Source organism: Psychrobacter sp. CAL346-MNA-CIBAN-0220 (assembly GCF_040309805.1).
GTDB lineage: Bacteria > Pseudomonadota > Gammaproteobacteria > Pseudomonadales > Moraxellaceae > Psychrobacter.
In genome coordinates this window covers 582,194-597,317 of the sequence record NZ_JBEOPF010000001.1, presented here as the reverse complement: position 1 = coordinate 597,317, position 15,124 = coordinate 582,194, and the positions used below count along the sequence as shown (strand labels likewise).

General features: G+C 43.6%; 13 protein-coding genes. 8 read left to right on the top strand and 5 right to left on the bottom strand.

Annotated elements, in window-relative coordinates:
• Positions 1–29: 29 nt before the first annotated feature.
• The 8 genes from AAEY88_RS02315 to purF all read left to right on the top strand — a co-directional run bounded on the left by AAEY88_RS02315 (position 30) and on the right by purF (position 8,472).
• Complete coding sequence (locus AAEY88_RS02315) at positions 30–1,457, top strand: NAD(P)H-dependent glycerol-3-phosphate dehydrogenase (protein ID WP_350558478.1); 1,428 nt, start codon at positions 30–32, stop codon at positions 1,455–1,457.
• Between the two features lie 42 nt (positions 1,458–1,499).
• Positions 1,500–1,958 (top strand): phosphohistidine phosphatase SixA, encoded by a 459-nt coding sequence (gene sixA, locus AAEY88_RS02310; protein ID WP_350558475.1) that lies wholly within the window; start codon positions 1,500–1,502, stop codon positions 1,956–1,958.
• A gap of 127 nt (positions 1,959–2,085) precedes the next feature.
• Complete coding sequence (gene gspL, locus AAEY88_RS02305; RefSeq protein WP_350558472.1) at positions 2,086–3,396, top strand: type II secretion system protein GspL; 1,311 nt, start codon at positions 2,086–2,088, stop codon at positions 3,394–3,396.
• Positions 3,397–3,530: 134 nt separating this feature from the next.
• The gene (gene gspM, locus AAEY88_RS02300) at positions 3,531–4,106 is read left to right on the top strand and encodes a type II secretion system protein GspM (RefSeq protein WP_350558469.1); all 576 of its coding nucleotides are present in this window, start codon (positions 3,531–3,533) and stop codon (positions 4,104–4,106) included.
• Positions 4,107–4,407: 301 nt separating this feature from the next.
• Positions 4,408–4,812, top strand: a complete 405-nt coding sequence (locus AAEY88_RS02295; protein WP_350558466.1) for a hypothetical protein — start codon at positions 4,408–4,410, stop codon at positions 4,810–4,812.
• 189 nt (positions 4,813–5,001) lie between these two features.
• Entirely contained in the window at positions 5,002–6,036 is a 1,035-nt protein-coding gene (locus AAEY88_RS02290; protein ID WP_350558463.1) for a quinone-dependent dihydroorotate dehydrogenase, read from the top strand.
• A gap of 118 nt (positions 6,037–6,154) precedes the next feature.
• Positions 6,155–6,652 carry a CvpA family protein gene (locus tag AAEY88_RS02285; protein ID WP_350558460.1) on the top strand — a complete coding sequence of 166 codons (498 nt, stop codon included), beginning with the start codon at positions 6,155–6,157 and terminating at the stop codon, positions 6,650–6,652.
• 284 nt (positions 6,653–6,936) lie between these two features.
• Entirely contained in the window at positions 6,937–8,472 is a 1,536-nt protein-coding gene (gene purF / locus AAEY88_RS02280) for an amidophosphoribosyltransferase (RefSeq protein WP_350558457.1), read from the top strand.
• Positions 8,473–8,754: 282 nt separating this feature from the next.
• Here the strand turns inward: purF and AAEY88_RS02275 are convergent, their stop codons facing one another.
• The 5 genes from AAEY88_RS02275 to secD form a co-directional block, all read right to left on the bottom strand.
• Positions 8,755–9,111 carry an AzlD domain-containing protein gene (locus AAEY88_RS02275; protein WP_350558454.1) on the bottom strand — a complete coding sequence of 119 codons (357 nt, stop codon included), beginning with the start codon at positions 9,109–9,111 and terminating at the stop codon, positions 8,755–8,757.
• Positions 9,101–9,760: an AzlC family ABC transporter permease gene (locus AAEY88_RS02270; RefSeq protein ID WP_350560415.1), complete on the bottom strand. Its 660-nt coding sequence runs from the start codon at positions 9,758–9,760 to the stop codon at positions 9,101–9,103. Before AAEY88_RS02270 ends, AAEY88_RS02275 begins: the two co-directional genes overlap by 11 nt.
• 187 nt (positions 9,761–9,947) lie before the next feature.
• The gene (locus tag AAEY88_RS02265; protein ID WP_350558451.1) at positions 9,948–11,363 is read right to left on the bottom strand and encodes an MATE family efflux transporter; all 1,416 of its coding nucleotides are present in this window, start codon (positions 11,361–11,363) and stop codon (positions 9,948–9,950) included.
• 217 nt (positions 11,364–11,580) lie between these two features.
• A complete protein-coding gene (secF, locus tag AAEY88_RS02260) occupies positions 11,581–12,876 on the bottom strand; it encodes a protein translocase subunit SecF (protein WP_350558448.1) in 1,296 nt (431 codons plus the stop codon).
• A gap of 9 nt (positions 12,877–12,885) precedes the next feature.
• On the bottom strand, positions 12,886–14,763 hold the full coding sequence (secD, locus tag AAEY88_RS02255; protein WP_350558445.1) for a protein translocase subunit SecD: 1,878 nt from the start codon (positions 14,761–14,763) through the stop codon (positions 12,886–12,888).
• Between the last annotated feature and the right edge of the window lie 361 nt (positions 14,764–15,124).

Here is a 15,124-nt window from a genome sequence, read left to right as displayed (position 1 = left end):
TATAAGCGGGTCAACACGGATGAATGAATATGACAAGCTCTAGTGAGAAGAAAAACTCTAATAACACCAAAGCCAATAAAAAAACGATTGGTAATAAAGCGTCTAATAATAAAAAGCCTACCAGTACAGAGGTTAATACTGATAACAGCAACGTAAAGTATAGCCATGTTGAAAAACCAAACGGTCTATTGGCCAGTATTTTTGATCGAGCAACTAAATCAGGTCTTGGCCGCAAAAAGTTAAATCCTAGTGCCGTTGAAGCGGCGGTAGCCAAAAATATGGAGCAAATACACAAAAATCCCACTAAATTGCGCTTAGCATTTTTAGGCGGCGGTAGCTTTGGTACGGCAATGGCAAACTTAGCAGCACGCAATGGCTGTGATACTACGCTATGGGTACGTAATAAGCGTACGGTCAAGTCAATGGCTAAGCTGCAAATGAATAAGAAATACCTGCCCGGTTATAAGCTTGATGATCGTCTTAAATATAGCCATGACTTAGAAGCATCAGTCAAAGATAAAGATATTATTTTTCTTGCGGTACCTAGCTTAGCCTTTCGCGAGACCCTCAAAAATATCGCCCCGTTTATTACTGGGCAATCAATCGTGTCATTGACCAAAGGTATGGAAAAAGATACCTTCGCCTTTATGAGTGACATTATTAAAGATGAGTTGCCAGAAGTAAATTTTGGGGTGTTGTCAGGCCCTAATCTTGCTATAGAGATTATGAAAAATATGCCGTCAGCGACGGTAATAGCGAGTGATTCAGAGCCCTTACGTCATGCCGTACAAGCCGCTTTACACAGCGCCTTCTTTCGGGTATTTGCCAGTGATGATATTTGCGGTGTCGAGCTTGGCGGAGCGCTAAAAAATATCTATGCGATTGCCATGGGTATGGCCGCCGCTTATGATGTCGGCGAGAATACCAAAGCGATGTTATTAACCCGTGCATTGGCAGAAATGAGCCGCTTTGGGGTCGAGGCTGGCGCTAATCCGCTGACCTTTTTAGGCTTATCAGGTGTTGGTGACCTATATGCCACCTGTAGCTCAGAGCTCAGCCGCAACTACCGTATCGGCAATATGCTCGGGCGCGGTATGAGTATTGATGCGGCAGTCAAAAAACTTGGCCAAACCGCTGAAGGGGTCAATACCATTCAGCAAGTGCATGAAAAAGCCAGCAAAGAGGGCATTTATATGCCCATCACTCACGCCTTATACGCTGTCATTTATGAAGACAAAGCCGCACTTGGTGTTGCTTTGCACTTAATGGAAGCTGGATTTCGTAGCGACGTTGAGTTTGTCATGCCGCATGATCACAGTAATGCTGCACTCACAGCCCAAATGCAAGCAGTAACCAGTAGCCCAACTGATGATAAGTCTGACGATGACGTTTCTAAAGATAGTGTCTCTAACGACGATGTTTCTCAAGCGAATGTTGCTAATAAAAACAAAAACTAACCTCTATAAAAATATGAATAAAGGCTCAAACCAAGGAGTGTTATGAAAATTATATTGATGCGTCATGGACAAGCAGAAGATGAATCTCGTCCAGATAGTGCACGGCAATTAACAGAGTACGGTCAACAACAAGCCGCGCAAACCGCTGATTATATTATGGCGCATTATACCCCGGATTATTTTGTGGTTAGCCCCTATGATAGAGCACAGCAAACCTTGGCTCAGTTGCAAAAGCACGCCCCAAATGTGGCCGCAGTGGTACAGGATAACATCACCCCCTCTGATGATGCGCATGCGGCGTTAGCAGAGTTAGGTAACATTGAAGCAGAATGCTTGGTAGTGGTTTGTCACATGTCTATTGTGGCCAATCTTGCCAGCTTATTAACCGGTAATAGTCCTGAATCGTTTTCTTTAGCTGAAGCGCGCGTATTTGAGATGGAGTTTGTCCTGGCGGGAATGGCAAATGAGATTGATCGTTTTGTTCCGGTTCAGCCGTATTAACATGAGTAGGCGAACTAATATTAACAAGCACTAGTTTATAGTAGCAGTTAGCGTCTGCTCATTGTTTAAAAAAACTATAAGTATTCGGCCGTTTTAATCAATGGTCCAACAAGTAAGGACACGTTTAGTGTTACACGTTTGGTTAAGAGCGCAGCACAGTCCGCTAGCGGTCTGGCATGCTGATACAAAACAATGGCAAATAGTCGATAGTTGGCAGCAGTTACATGATATTTATAGTAGCTATAAAACCAATAGTTCTAAAACACTGTGTCTGTATTTCCCCACAAGCCATATATTACAAGTCGATACTGAGCTTAACAGCGCTCAGCTTAAGCAATTGGGCAACATTGGTAAGCAGTATTTATTTGAAGAGACGTCTTTAACCTCTGTTGAGCAGCTATCAGTAAGGCAAATAAGTAACGCTAATAGGCATTACTTATACGCACTAGCTCAAAGCGATATCGAGACTTGGCAACAAAGTGTAGGGTTGGCAGGCTTGACCATTCAAGCGCTATTGCCTGATTTTTTATTGCTACCGATTCCAGAAGAGGGCGCCGGGCAGCAAGTGGTATTATACCAAGATGAGTACACAGCGCTATTAAGGCAGTCGAAACATCAAGGGTTAGCCGTCAGTTATCTGCCGTTAATTTTTGAGCGCTTGCCGCAGTTAAGTGAAGTTTGTGTGTTAACGGCAATCGGTCCATCTATTGTGCCTTCTACAATTGGCGCGCCAGTCGCTGACAGTATAGATAGTGAGCTCAGTTCAGAACAGATAAGGGCGCAATCAATACCAGCTATAACCAATATCTCGGTAGAAACAGCAGCGCTTGTAGCTGAGCATCAGTTATTATTGACCATGCTTTCAAGTACTCCCGTCCCCATTGAGACCCCCGAGCGTCATGCGCTTAACTTTTTTGTCAAAGCAACAAACTCGCAGTTGTCCCCTTATTTGCGTGTGGCCATGATGGTGGCGCTATCAGCTCTCATGCTACAAATGGCAACTGATGGTGTGCAATGGTATCGCTATAGTGAGGCCGCTACTGCCACGCAGACTGAGGTCGCTGCGCAGTATCAGTCGTGGTTTCCTGATGAGCGGCTAAATGCTCGCACTAAATTACAGACACAGCTGCAACCAAAGCTACGTAACGATAGCCAAGCACCTGCCTCACATATGGCTGTTTTGGCACGTATATCACCGCTTATCAAACAGTCCTCCCTACAAGCACAGGCATTGATTATGCAGCCAACAGCGCTGAGCTTCACTTTAATAGCGCCGAATCGAGATACTCTTGATCAATTTACTAGTACGCTTAATGCCCAAGGTTTGACTGCTGATTTAGAGCGGGTTAATAGTGATGAGCAGGGACAGTTTAGCGGACAGATTACAGTAAACATTGTCGAGAGTAGTGCTAAGAATAATAAGGCTGCTAGTTCTTGATTAGACATTTTTCTAATAAGACAGGCTTTTAATGAATCGAGGTCTAATAGATTTTATTGCTAGATATCATATAGTCATCTTTAGCCATCAATATTTATTAGCCATCAATTTCTATTAGATATCGGGGTTAGGTAATGAAACTATTACAGGGTTGCAACAAGCGCAATACCCCAGCAGCAAGCGCATTTTCAGGACATATGGCGAGAAAGATGACCGGACATATACATAGCTACCAGAATATATTGGGGTCACGCTGGCAGGCTTTATTACCACGCGATCAGATGGCCTTGGGATTGTTACTGGTATTTTTATTATTATTTGGTGGCGGATATGGTGGTTATATTCTACATCAAGCCGCTGAAGAAAGTGAGGTCAACTATCAAGAGCAAGTAGCTGATTATTTTTGGTTGCGCGCGCAGGCTGATAACATCGACAGTAATGTTCTAAATGCTGCCAATACCCCAGGCGTCGATACCTCACAATCCCCAGCCAGTAGTATCAGCTCGCTACTAAACGCTTCTGGAATTGATAATGCACAGGTAGTCGCTGCTGGGGAGGCAGTGCAACTGAGCTTTGCCGATGCTAGCCAAGCGATAGTAAGCGCGGCGCTTGGCAAACTTCAACAACAAGGCTGGCAGTTTACTCAGCTGTCGATGCAGCAAGATATAACTACTAAGCAAATTCAAGTACAAGCTACAGTGACTTACTAGTTGGTATTCAATTTAGCAGCACTCAATGCTAATAAATATTTCATTCTAAACCTTCTATACTAAGTAGGGATTAGAAGGTAAGCGCTACAGCAAGTCATCTTGAAAAGTGTGCTATTCGCCACAATAAAATACTTAGTAGTTATTGTCAGTTACGGATGTTTATTATGAATCGTTCCTTTGACTCTCAGTCTGATCAGCGCTTAACGCAGACAGCTGAGCCTATTACTATAACCCTTTTACCGCTTTTGGTATACGGGCTCACTACCCTAATGATGAGCTTATTCAACCGGAGTAAGATAGCATGATAAGTGATGATAACCGGCGCTCTCTAGTGACCTATAATCATATAACTTACTTGTTATATGTGGTGAGCTATTTTACCGCAGGGCTGTTATGGATTGTACCTATCGTGATGAATTATGCCAAACGGCATGATGCAGACGGGTCGTGGTTGGCAACGCATTTTGATTGGCAGATTAAGACTTTTTGGTACAGTATTGTTTTTTTTGCCATCGGTGCGCTATTAATTACGTTCGCACTGGGCGGATTGGGTGTGAGTGTAATGGCAGATAGTGGTAATTTAGCTATCGGGTCGATTTTGTTAACCGGTCTGGGACTGCTGATTATGACGTTTACCTTTATTTGGCATCTATATCGTATTGTACGTGGCTGGGTTGCACTAACTGACAGTCGCCCCGTACCATAAGCTATTCTTTAATGGGATTTTTTGCTACCGTCAATAGCTCTCTTTTATAAGTATTTTCTAACGTTGCTATCTGACACTTTGAGATATGAAACTTTAGTTTTATCTCTGCTAAGCTGATATAATCGCAGCGCCTTAAGCTATCTAGTTTATCCTATTCACTATTTTCTTCAATCAGGGTTTATTGTCACTATGTCCTACGCCTTACTTCGCCCGTTTTTATTTAAGATGGACCCTGAGCAGGCTCATGACATGACCCTGTCTTTATTGGATAAAGCCCACAAAGCGCGGGCGTTAGGTCTGATTTATGGTCAGTCGATGCAGCCGACCGATTGTATGGGATTGCAATTCTCAAATCCGGTCGGATTGGCAGCCGGCTTGGATAAAAACGGCGATTATATTGACGCGCTAGCAGAATTAGGCTTTGGTTTTATTGAAGTGGGCACCGTCACCCCAAAACCACAATTTGGTAATGATAAGCCGCGTTTATTTAGACTTAAACAAGCTGATGCTATTATAAACCGGATGGGCTTTAACAATCAGGGCGTTAATTACCTTATTGAAAATGTCAAACGCTGCAAGTATAAAGGCAATATAGGTATCAATATTGGCAAAAACGCCAGTACGCCGGTAGAGCAAGCGGCTGATGATTATATATATTGCTTAGAGCGGGTTTATGCACAGGCCTCATATATTACCGTTAATATCTCATCGCCAAATACTGAGAATTTGCGTGACTTACAAAGTGGCGAAGCCTTAACTCATCTATTAGATGCTATCAAGAACCGTCATGATCAACTGGCAACAGAGTATGGGTTTTATGTGCCACTGGTATTAAAAGTCGCGCCTGATTTAGAACCATTACAGGTCGATTATATCTCCCAGCAGCTTTTAGACTTTGAAATCGATGGCTTGATTGCCACTAATACGACTCTGAGCCGAGTGGGTGTTGAAGATTTGCATGATGGCGATCAAAAAGGCGGCTTATCAGGTCGTCCAGTCAGTCATATTAGTACTCAGATTCTACAACAATTTTCAGACCAGTTGGATGGTAAAGTAGCCTTGATTGGCGTTGGTGGTATCGATAGCGGCGAGAAAGCGGTGAAAAAAATCAAAGCTGGCGCTGACATGGTACAGCTCTATACTGGTCTTATTTATCGAGGACCGGGCTTAGTTCAGTCTTGCATTCAAGCTATCGGCGGTTACTACGACGCTATGGAAAGCTAAATCTTAACTTAATAAACTTTGATTACAGTGTTTTAGACTAGATTATTTAAGATTTTAATAGGCTAAATAGTGACTTTTCGCGTGAATCTTAAGCAAATACGATAATAGGGTGGTAAGCATGAGTGGTTTGGATATTGTGATTGCCGTCGTTGTCTTAATTGGCTTATGGCGCGGCTTTCAGGTTGGTTTGATTAAGACAGCGGTGGGTCTTGTGGGTTGGTTTATTGCTTTGATTGCGGCCACACGACTGGCAAGCTCAGTCGCCCCTCAACTCTCAGGTTTGGTACAAAATCCGGTGTTGCAAGTGGCTCTGGCTTTCTTATTAGTAGTGATCGTTATACTTGCTATTATGCATTTGGTGGCACTGGTATTCTCAGGGGTGCTTAAAACGTTGCGTCTTGGCCTAGTTGATAAAATGGCTGGCGGCGTACTTGGTGCGGCCAAAAATGTACTTATAGTCTTAGTCGTGCTTAGTGTCAGCGCACCTTTATTGGTACAAATGCCACAATGGCAAACCTCGGTGTTAGCGCCTGAGCTATTACCTTATGCACCGATAGCGAAGACCTTAGCGTCAGATTTATTAGGTGCTACTTGGGATCAAATTGATCAATCATGAGCTTTTATAAATCAGACTTTTATTAATTAAGCCTTGATAAATTACTAAGTAACCTCACTTAGCGCTGATAAGTTTATTATTCATAAATTGTAGTTTATAAATTATCCATCGCTTATCTTTTTTTGCGTATCAGCAAGTCTTTATTTTTAGTAATAATCTAGTTTCAGAAAATACCTAATATAAGCAAGCAAAATCATCAGGTTGGCGACTATCTGAAAGATATCACTATCAGTAAGTGAGTCGTCATGGCGTTATTAATGTGTGATTTAAAATAGGACATAACTATGTGTGGAGTCGTTGGGGTTGCAGCTCATGAGCCAGTCAACCAAATTCTTTATGATGCCTTAACTATGTTACAACACCGCGGGCAAGATGCGGCAGGTATTGTAACTTTGCAGGATGGGCGCTTATATTTACGTAAAGAAAATGGCATGGTACGTGATGTTTTTATGAATCGGCACATGCAGCGTTTGGTGGGTAAGTTCGGTATCGGTCATGTTCGTTATCCCACAGCTGGCACCTCGAGCAGTGCTGAGGCACAGCCCTTTTATGTCAACTCACCTTATGGCATTACCTTGGCGCACAATGGTAATTTGACCAATGCAGAGAGTTTAGCAAAATCACTTTATCAAGATGATCTTCGTCATTTAAACACTGACTCTGATTCTGAGGTGCTACTAAACGTCTTGGCGCATGAGATGCAGAATCTAGGCAAAACGCATCCAACCCCTGATGATATTTTTGAAGCGGTAAAAGCCGTTTATCACCGCTGTGAAGGGGCTTATGGAGTGGTGGCGATAATTACCGGTCATGGCTTATTGGCATTCCGCGATCCTAATGGTATTCGTCCACTGATCTTTGGCGAGCGTTTAGCAGCCAACGGCGGTACAGAATATATGGTGGCCTCTGAGTCAGTGGCGCTTACCGGCTCGGGCTTTAGCATCATTCGTGATGTCAAACCTGGCGAAGCAATTTTCATTGATTTAAACCATCAACTGCATACCCATCAATGTGTGGAGCAGCAAGAATATACGCCCTGTATTTTTGAATATGTCTATTTTGCACGCCCAGATTCGATTATGGATAATATCTCAGTTTATAAATCGCGTTTGCGTATGGGTGAAAAGCTGGGCCAAAAAATTCTTAGAGAGTGGGGCGAAGATCATGATATTGATGTGGTGATTCCTATTCCTGACACCTCGCGTACTTCAGCGATGGAGTTGGCGCTAAAGATGAATATTAAGTATCGTGAAGGGTTTATGAAGAACCGTTATATTGGTCGTACTTTTATTATGCCCGGTCAGCAGCAGCGTAAAAAGTCCGTTCGTCAAAAGCTTAGTCCGGTACCGTTAGAGTTCAAAGATAAAAACGTACTTTTGGTTGATGATTCTATCGTCCGTGGTACCACTTGTCATGAAATCATCCAAATGGCGCGTGATGCGGGTGCTAGAAAGGTATTTTTTGCTAGTGCGGCGCCACCCGTAAAATATCCTAATGTTTATGGTATTGATATGCCAGTACGCAGTGAGCTCATTGCCTCAGGCCATACTGTAGAGGAAGTACGCGAGATTATCGGTGCTGATCGCTTAATATTTCAAGATCTTGACGACCTTATCGATGCGGTAAAAGATACTAAGCACAGTAAGGTTGAAGGTTTCGATTGTGCGGTGTTTAATGGCTGCTATATCACGGGTCAAATCAACGAAGCTTATCTTGATCATTTACAAGAGCAGCGCAGTGAAACCGCTAAAACAGGCAAAAAAGGTATGCAAATCGTTGCTGATACCCCCGTTGATATGATGGGTGTAGAAGAGCTCTAAACTATTGAGTCACAAAAAAATAGCTATTGTGAAATAAAAAAAGGCTGGATTCTATAAGGAATCCAGCCTTTTTTATTAGGGTCTTTTTGACATATAATTTGTTTGTTATAAAACCAATACACAGCGTGGCTGGAGAAATCAACGAAGCCTCTTAAGTATCTGAGCCGTACCGCAAGCGAGAATATTTCTCCAGCTTCACAAGGTTATGTGCTGTATGTATTCTATTTAGCGTTCACTATAGTGTACTTATGAAACATAACTCATTCATAACCGATAGATCACTTATAAAAAGTGATCAAATAACCAAAGTAGCCCATTGATTGCGGCAATACCCACGACCATACTCACTAGCAGCTGGCGACTAACATGATAGACGAGTAATACCAGCAATAACGCACCAATTTGTGCCAATAATAAATGTAACGCCGCGCTACTTAAGCTAATATTTGCTGATAAATCTTGGTAGGAGAGGCTGGTTAAAATTAATAATATCAGAACGGATAGCGGTAAACTCTCATTAAGGCGATGTAGCCAGGGTCTATCGAGTAGTTTTTGCGGTATTAACGCTGGAATAGCACGGGTGATAAACGTGACTCCTGCCATTGCGAGTGTCGCTGCAATTAGATAGCTACTGGTCATCAGAACCTCCTATAACCTTATCTTTTATAGCCTTACGTTGTATCCAAAATGCACGCGTTAAGATGAGCAACATACAAATTGCAATAGCGACCAGTAACAGCCAATTACTGGTGAATAGAGAGGCAATCGCTAAGCCTATAACGGCAATACCAATAGGGAAATAACGTTTGATACTTTGGAATTGCTCATATGCCAAAATTACAAACAGACAAATGAGTGCAAAATCTAAGTGGGGTACTAAATCATTGAGCGCAGTGCCGATGATTACGCCGATAGCGCTTGCCAGCACCCACCAGCTTTGATTAAATAAACTCACAGGTAACAGAAGTGTCTGCCGCGATTCAGCGGGTAAGCTGGTCATGACGGAGAAGGTCTCATCGGTGAGGGCAAACAAGCAGTACGTTCTAGCGACTTTCTGAGTTGGTAAATATTGTAATAATGGCACCCCATAAAATACATGACGCAGATTAATAGCAGCGATATTAGTGGCAATACTACCAACAGGCAGTCCAGCACTGAGCATAGGCAGGCAAGCATATTGCGCTGCGCCTGCATATAGTACGACACTAAGCATAATAGTTGCCCAAATGGGCACACCTGCTACCTGCGCAAGAACCCCAAAGGCGATACCTGCAGGGATATAACCCATTGCTACTGGAATGCTTTTTTTAAAGCCTTCGCCCCATTGATAGGTTGGCTTTTGTCGCTGCTTAAAATGAATGGTCACATTATTTCCTGGTTTTCTAAATGTATTGATGGTTCTCTTTGCTTAATAATAATTATCTTTTATGTTAATTAATCTAACAACTATATCGCTTATCATTTACCTTTTATTATTAGTGAGGCTGTAATTTTTCATAGCTGCCCGTTTTTTGTGTATGATATAAAAATCCACCAAGAATCAACATACGCAGTAGTAATAAGCACCAGACACTGAGCCAAATTCCGGTCATTCCCCACTGCTGATAGAGCAGCCAGCTTAGCGGAAAAAAGATAACGGCCAATATGAGTGCCGCATTACGAATGATATGGCCTGCGGTTAAACCAAAAAATATCCCATCGAGCCAATAAGCGCCCACCCCAATCAGCGGTAGTAGTACCGCATAACCGTGATAAGCATAAGCCAGCGTAAATACTGTCTCAATATTGGTCATCAACTGCAAATACGTTGGCATGGCTAGCCACCATATCGCACTGAGCAACAAGGCAAGCCCATAGCTGACCACTCCAGTACGTTTGACGATAATACGAAAGCGCAGCCAATCACGCCGTCCTGCCGCCTGACCACTTAAGGTTTCAGCCGATACTGCCACGCCGTCAAGTGCAAAAGCCGAAATACTTAGTACTTGTAATAAGATAGCATTGGCTGCCAGTACCAAGTCACCACTTTGTGCCGATAAGCGCGTTATCCATGCAAAGCTCAAGGTCAAGATTAGCGTACGAATAAAAATATCTTTATTTAAAGAAAATAGCCTAAGCATTTTATATTTAGTGAAATGTTGCGGGTCGGTTTTAAAAAATGCTTTCCAAGACACCTGCAGGTGGTGGCGGCTCAGCCAAAGTGCCAATACCACCCCTGACCAAAAGGCGATAGTGGTACCTAGCGCAACCCCTACTATTCCCAATTGCATCCCATAAACAAAAAACAGGGTTAGGATAATATTGAGTAGCGCAATAAAGCCTTGCTGATAAAGCATATAGCGGGTCTGACCTTGGCCTGCAAACCAACCAATAAAAGCAAAATTCATCAGCTCGGCAATGACGCCCCAAAAACGCACATCTAAATAAGTCTTTGCAGCCAGTCCACTAGCGGGATTGGCGGATAATGCTTGCAGGCCAAAATCAATCAGCCATGGTTTTGCCAGTAACAGCACCATACCGATAATAAATGCTAACAATAGTGCCCGCTGCAAAATAGACAATAGCGTCGAGGGCATCTGCTGCGCTTCTTTTGATTTATCTTTTGCCACACTCGTAGTATTAGCCAGTTGCCCTAACGCCTGCGCAGACAAGCCAGAGGAAGCGTATTGCAAAAAGTTAAAACTAACGAGCAGTAGGGACAACAATTGTATCGCCAAACCCATACCAGCTAACTTCGCTGCATCGTTCATATTACCCACAATCGCGGTATCAATGACACTTTGGAGCGGCATGGCTAAATTAGCAAGCATTACCGGTACCGCAATCGAAATAATATGTTTGTAGCGAGTGTCGATAGGCGGCATGGCAGTTGGCGGTAGAATAGAGGGCATGAAATAATCGCTTATGCAGAAACGCAAATAATACGGCCTGTCATCTTAAGCTATAGCTATAGCAATAGGATAAGTGACTGATTGGCTAGGCTTTAATAATGATATGATTTGATAACAGCATAAAGACAAAAGCACCTATTAGTTAGGTGCTTTTGCCAGGATAATACTTATAAAGCCAATATATTATACGGTTTAATTATTTGCCTTTAGTTAACTATTAGTCTTGTTCAAACATTTTTGGATCATTAAAGGTGACAATCTCTTCTTCAAACTCCGGTTTTACTTTTACCACAAAGTCGTCGCGTGACAGCCCCATGCTTAACGGAATCGAGCTTGAAATATAGATTGATGAATAAGTACCCGCAATAAGACCAATGAATAGTGCTACGGCAAACCAATATAAGCCATCGCCGCCTAGGAACATCATTGCTAATACTACCAGCATTACCGTTGAGATGGTCATAATAGTACGGCGTAACGTTTCGGTTAATGATAAATCAATCGTTTGACGAGGCGTGATACCACGAACGCGCCGGAAGTTTTCGCGAATACGGTCATAAACGACAATGGTATCGTTCAGTGAATAACCAATCAGTGCCAGTATCGCGGCCAGTACTGTTAAATCAAACGGGAAGCCAAATAAGGCAAAAACACCGACAGTCACGATAGCGTCATGGAATAGTGCCATCACCGCACCTACGGCAAGCTTGAATTGGAAGCGTAAGGCAACATATCCCAGCATAGAGACTAAGGCCAATACTACTGCCATCACTGAATTTAAATATACTTCATTGCCGACTTGACTACCAATGATATTAACATTACTAATTTCAGCATTATTATTGGGCAAGTCCAGCGCTTGGTTAAGCGTGGCGTTTAGTCCTTCAATATTATCAGACTGTGGCGGCAAGCGTACTAACAGCTCTTGGCGGGTACCTAGATACTGTACGACAGAATCATCAAAGCCTTTATCAGCCAAGGCTTTAACCACATCAACTTGTTCAGCAGGTTGCTCATAGCGCACGTCTGCTGAGACCCCACCAGTAAAGTCAAGGCCAAGGTTAAGACCGTTAACGGCAATGGCAATAATGCTACCAATAATCAATATGATAGATAAAATCGCCATGGGCTTTTCTATCTTCATAAAAGGGATGATGCGCTGATTACCGATGGCTTTGATGCCACCTTCTGCTTTTGCTGCCGCGTCATCAGCTGCATCATCCATCAACTCATTAGGGTCAATATCGATTGCAGCATTAGACGCTTGTGTTGCTAACGCCTGACTGTTTTTATCGCTTTGAGCACTGCGGCGCGATTTGTTTTTAGGTGATGCCGAGCGGGTAGCATTGTTGGTTTGGGTATTACTGCCTTTACCATCGCGGCGCGGCTTATTACGGTACCGACGCTTATTACTATCGTTTGGGCCATTCGAATTACCGTCTGGGCCGCCGCCCGAACTATCGCGATCCGGCGTGTTTTGTTTTTCTGGGGGATTATTCTGTTCAATCGCCATGTGTTTCTCCTAGCCGATGCTCAAACGTTTGATAGATTTACGCTTACCGTAAGCAATTTGTACCAGCGCCCGCGTGACCAAAATGGCGGTAAATAAGGAGCTGACGATACCGACTGCTAAGGTGATCGCAAAGCCTTTAATTGGACCGGTGCCAATAGCAAACAGAATAAACGCGACCAATAACGTGGTGATGTTGGCATCAAAGATACTACTAAAAGCACGATCAAAGCCTGCCACAATGGCGGACTTTGGTCGCACCCCGTTTGCCAGCTCCTCACGGACACGCTCAAAAATGAGCACGTTGGCATCCACCGCCATACCAATAGTCAGGACGATACCAGCAATACCAGGTAGGGTAAGTGATGAGCCTAAAATAGACATAATCGCCACCATGATAATGACGTTAATCGCTAGCGCTACGTTGGCAATCAAACCAAATAGACGATAGAAGATAATCATAAAGGCAAAGACTAACAGATAACCGACTTGAGTAGAGAATAGGCCTTTATCAATATTTTCCTGTCCCAATGACGGACCAATGGTGCGCTCTTCAACGAAGTACATCGGTGCGGCAAGTGCCCCTGAGCGTAACAATAAAGCCAGCTCAGCAGATTCGGCATTGCTATCAAGACCAGTAATTCGGAATGATGATCCGAGTACGGCTTGAATATTGGCACGGTTAATTACTTTAGTCTCAGCATAAGGCGTCCGTACTTCGACCGTCTCGCCAGTTGCTGGATCTTCTTTATAAGTGATCTTTTGCTTGTTTTCAATAAATAGTACAGCCATTTGCTCGCCGACTGCAGTACGTGTGGCGTTTTGCATGAGCTTACCGCCAGCGCTGTCTAAGGTAATATTTACCTCAGGTTGACCGCTCTCATCGAGACTGGTCTGGGCGTTAGTCACTTTATCACCAGTGACAATAGCCTGACGCTCTAATAATACTGGTGGGCCATCAAGCGTTTTAAATGGAAACGCTTCAGTGCCAGCCGGTGGAATACCGCCCATGAAGTTTTCACTGTCTTTAGCCACCATCCGGAATTCAAGGTTCGCAGTACGACCAAGTACCCGCTTAGCTTCAGCAGTATCTTGCACACCTGGGAGCTCTACCACAATACGGCTAGCACCTTGTGATTGTACTAAGGCTTCGGCCACCCCAAGCTCGCTGATACGATTACGCAAGGTAGTTAAGTTTTGGTTGACCGCGTAGCTGTTGATTTCTTCTAAGGTAGCATCGTTATACGCCATGATCAGCGCAGGACCTTGATCATCAATAGAGGATTGGAGATTAAAGTTGTTACTCATTGATGCTTGCAAGATATTTTGAGCGCGGTTACGAATATCCGTATCAGCAAAATGCAGCACAATACCTTGGGTCTCAGCTTTGATGCCTTTGATCGCAATGCGCTCAGCCCGTAGTTCGCGGCGCACGTCACGGCTGGCACTGGTCAGGCGCTGTTCGAGTGCCTTATCCATATCCACTTCAAGTACGAAACGTACCCCGCCACGCAAGTCTAGTCCCAGCTTCATCGGTTTCGCACCAATGTCACGTAACCACTGCGGAGTGGTCTGCGCTAAGTTGAGTGCCACCACATAGTCATCACCCAAGTTCTGTCTTAACGTCTCTTGTGCTTTTAGCTGGGCAACTGGATTATCGAGGCGTACTAGTGCACTATTGCCCTCAAATGTGCCGTCATGATAGCTTACGCCAGCCTCTTCGAGTAGGCTTTGCGACTGGGTCAAGATACCTTCAGACAGCTGTGTACCTGCCGCTGCACTGGTGATCTGTACCGCAGGTTCATCAGGATAAAGGTTAGGTGCAGCATACAGACCGGCGACGACCAGCACGATGGCAATGAGTAAGTATTTCCAAGCGGGATATTGCATAATCACTTCTTTAAGTTGATAAAGTACTGGCGACGCAGGACACAAGTCAGCAGATGGGATATTAGCGATAACAATGGGGGACTGCCATATTTAGCCTTTGGCATCTTCATTATTTACAACTGTCCACCATCGCGATCATCCGCTATGATAATAGAGCATAAAACGGTAGTGTATAACATACTATAAGATATAAAGATAAGCCCGCTAAATGATAGTGCTGCCTTACTTGACTGGCTAATAGCGGAAAATGACCGTCAATAGTTAACGGTCATTTTTATAAATATTAATTTGATAAGCATCTTGACCATGATAATAGTAAGTACTGCTTATACGGGCTTGTTATCACCATAAGTCATCATTA

Excerpts from the sequence above, each read along its gene's own strand:
- AAEY88_RS02315 (WP_350558478.1), top strand. The coding sequence starts at position 30 with ATGACAAGCTCTAGTGAGAAGAAAAACTCTAATAACACCAAAGCCAAT.
- sixA (WP_350558475.1), top strand. The coding sequence starts at position 1,500 with ATGAAAATTATATTGATGCGTCATGGACAAGCAGAAGATGAATCTCGT.
- gspM (WP_350558469.1), top strand. The coding sequence starts at position 3,531 with ATGAAACTATTACAGGGTTGCAACAAGCGCAATACCCCAGCAGCAAGC.
- AAEY88_RS02295 (WP_350558466.1), top strand. The coding sequence starts at position 4,408 with ATGATAAGTGATGATAACCGGCGCTCTCTAGTGACCTATAATCATATA.
- AAEY88_RS02290 (WP_350558463.1), top strand. The coding sequence starts at position 5,002 with ATGTCCTACGCCTTACTTCGCCCGTTTTTATTTAAGATGGACCCTGAG.
- AAEY88_RS02285 (WP_350558460.1), top strand. The coding sequence starts at position 6,155 with ATGAGTGGTTTGGATATTGTGATTGCCGTCGTTGTCTTAATTGGCTTA.
- purF (WP_350558457.1), top strand. The coding sequence starts at position 6,937 with ATGTGTGGAGTCGTTGGGGTTGCAGCTCATGAGCCAGTCAACCAAATT.
- AAEY88_RS02275 (WP_350558454.1), bottom strand. The coding sequence starts at position 9,111 with ATGACCAGTAGCTATCTAATTGCAGCGACACTCGCAATGGCAGGAGTC.
- AAEY88_RS02270 (WP_350560415.1), bottom strand. The coding sequence starts at position 9,760 with ATGGGTTATATCCCTGCAGGTATCGCCTTTGGGGTTCTTGCGCAGGTA.
- AAEY88_RS02265 (WP_350558451.1), bottom strand. The coding sequence starts at position 11,363 with ATGCCCTCTATTCTACCGCCAACTGCCATGCCGCCTATCGACACTCGC.
- secF (WP_350558448.1), bottom strand. The coding sequence starts at position 12,876 with ATGGCGATTGAACAGAATAATCCCCCAGAAAAACAAAACACGCCGGAT.
- secD (WP_350558445.1), bottom strand. The coding sequence starts at position 14,763 with ATGCAATATCCCGCTTGGAAATACTTACTCATTGCCATCGTGCTGGTC.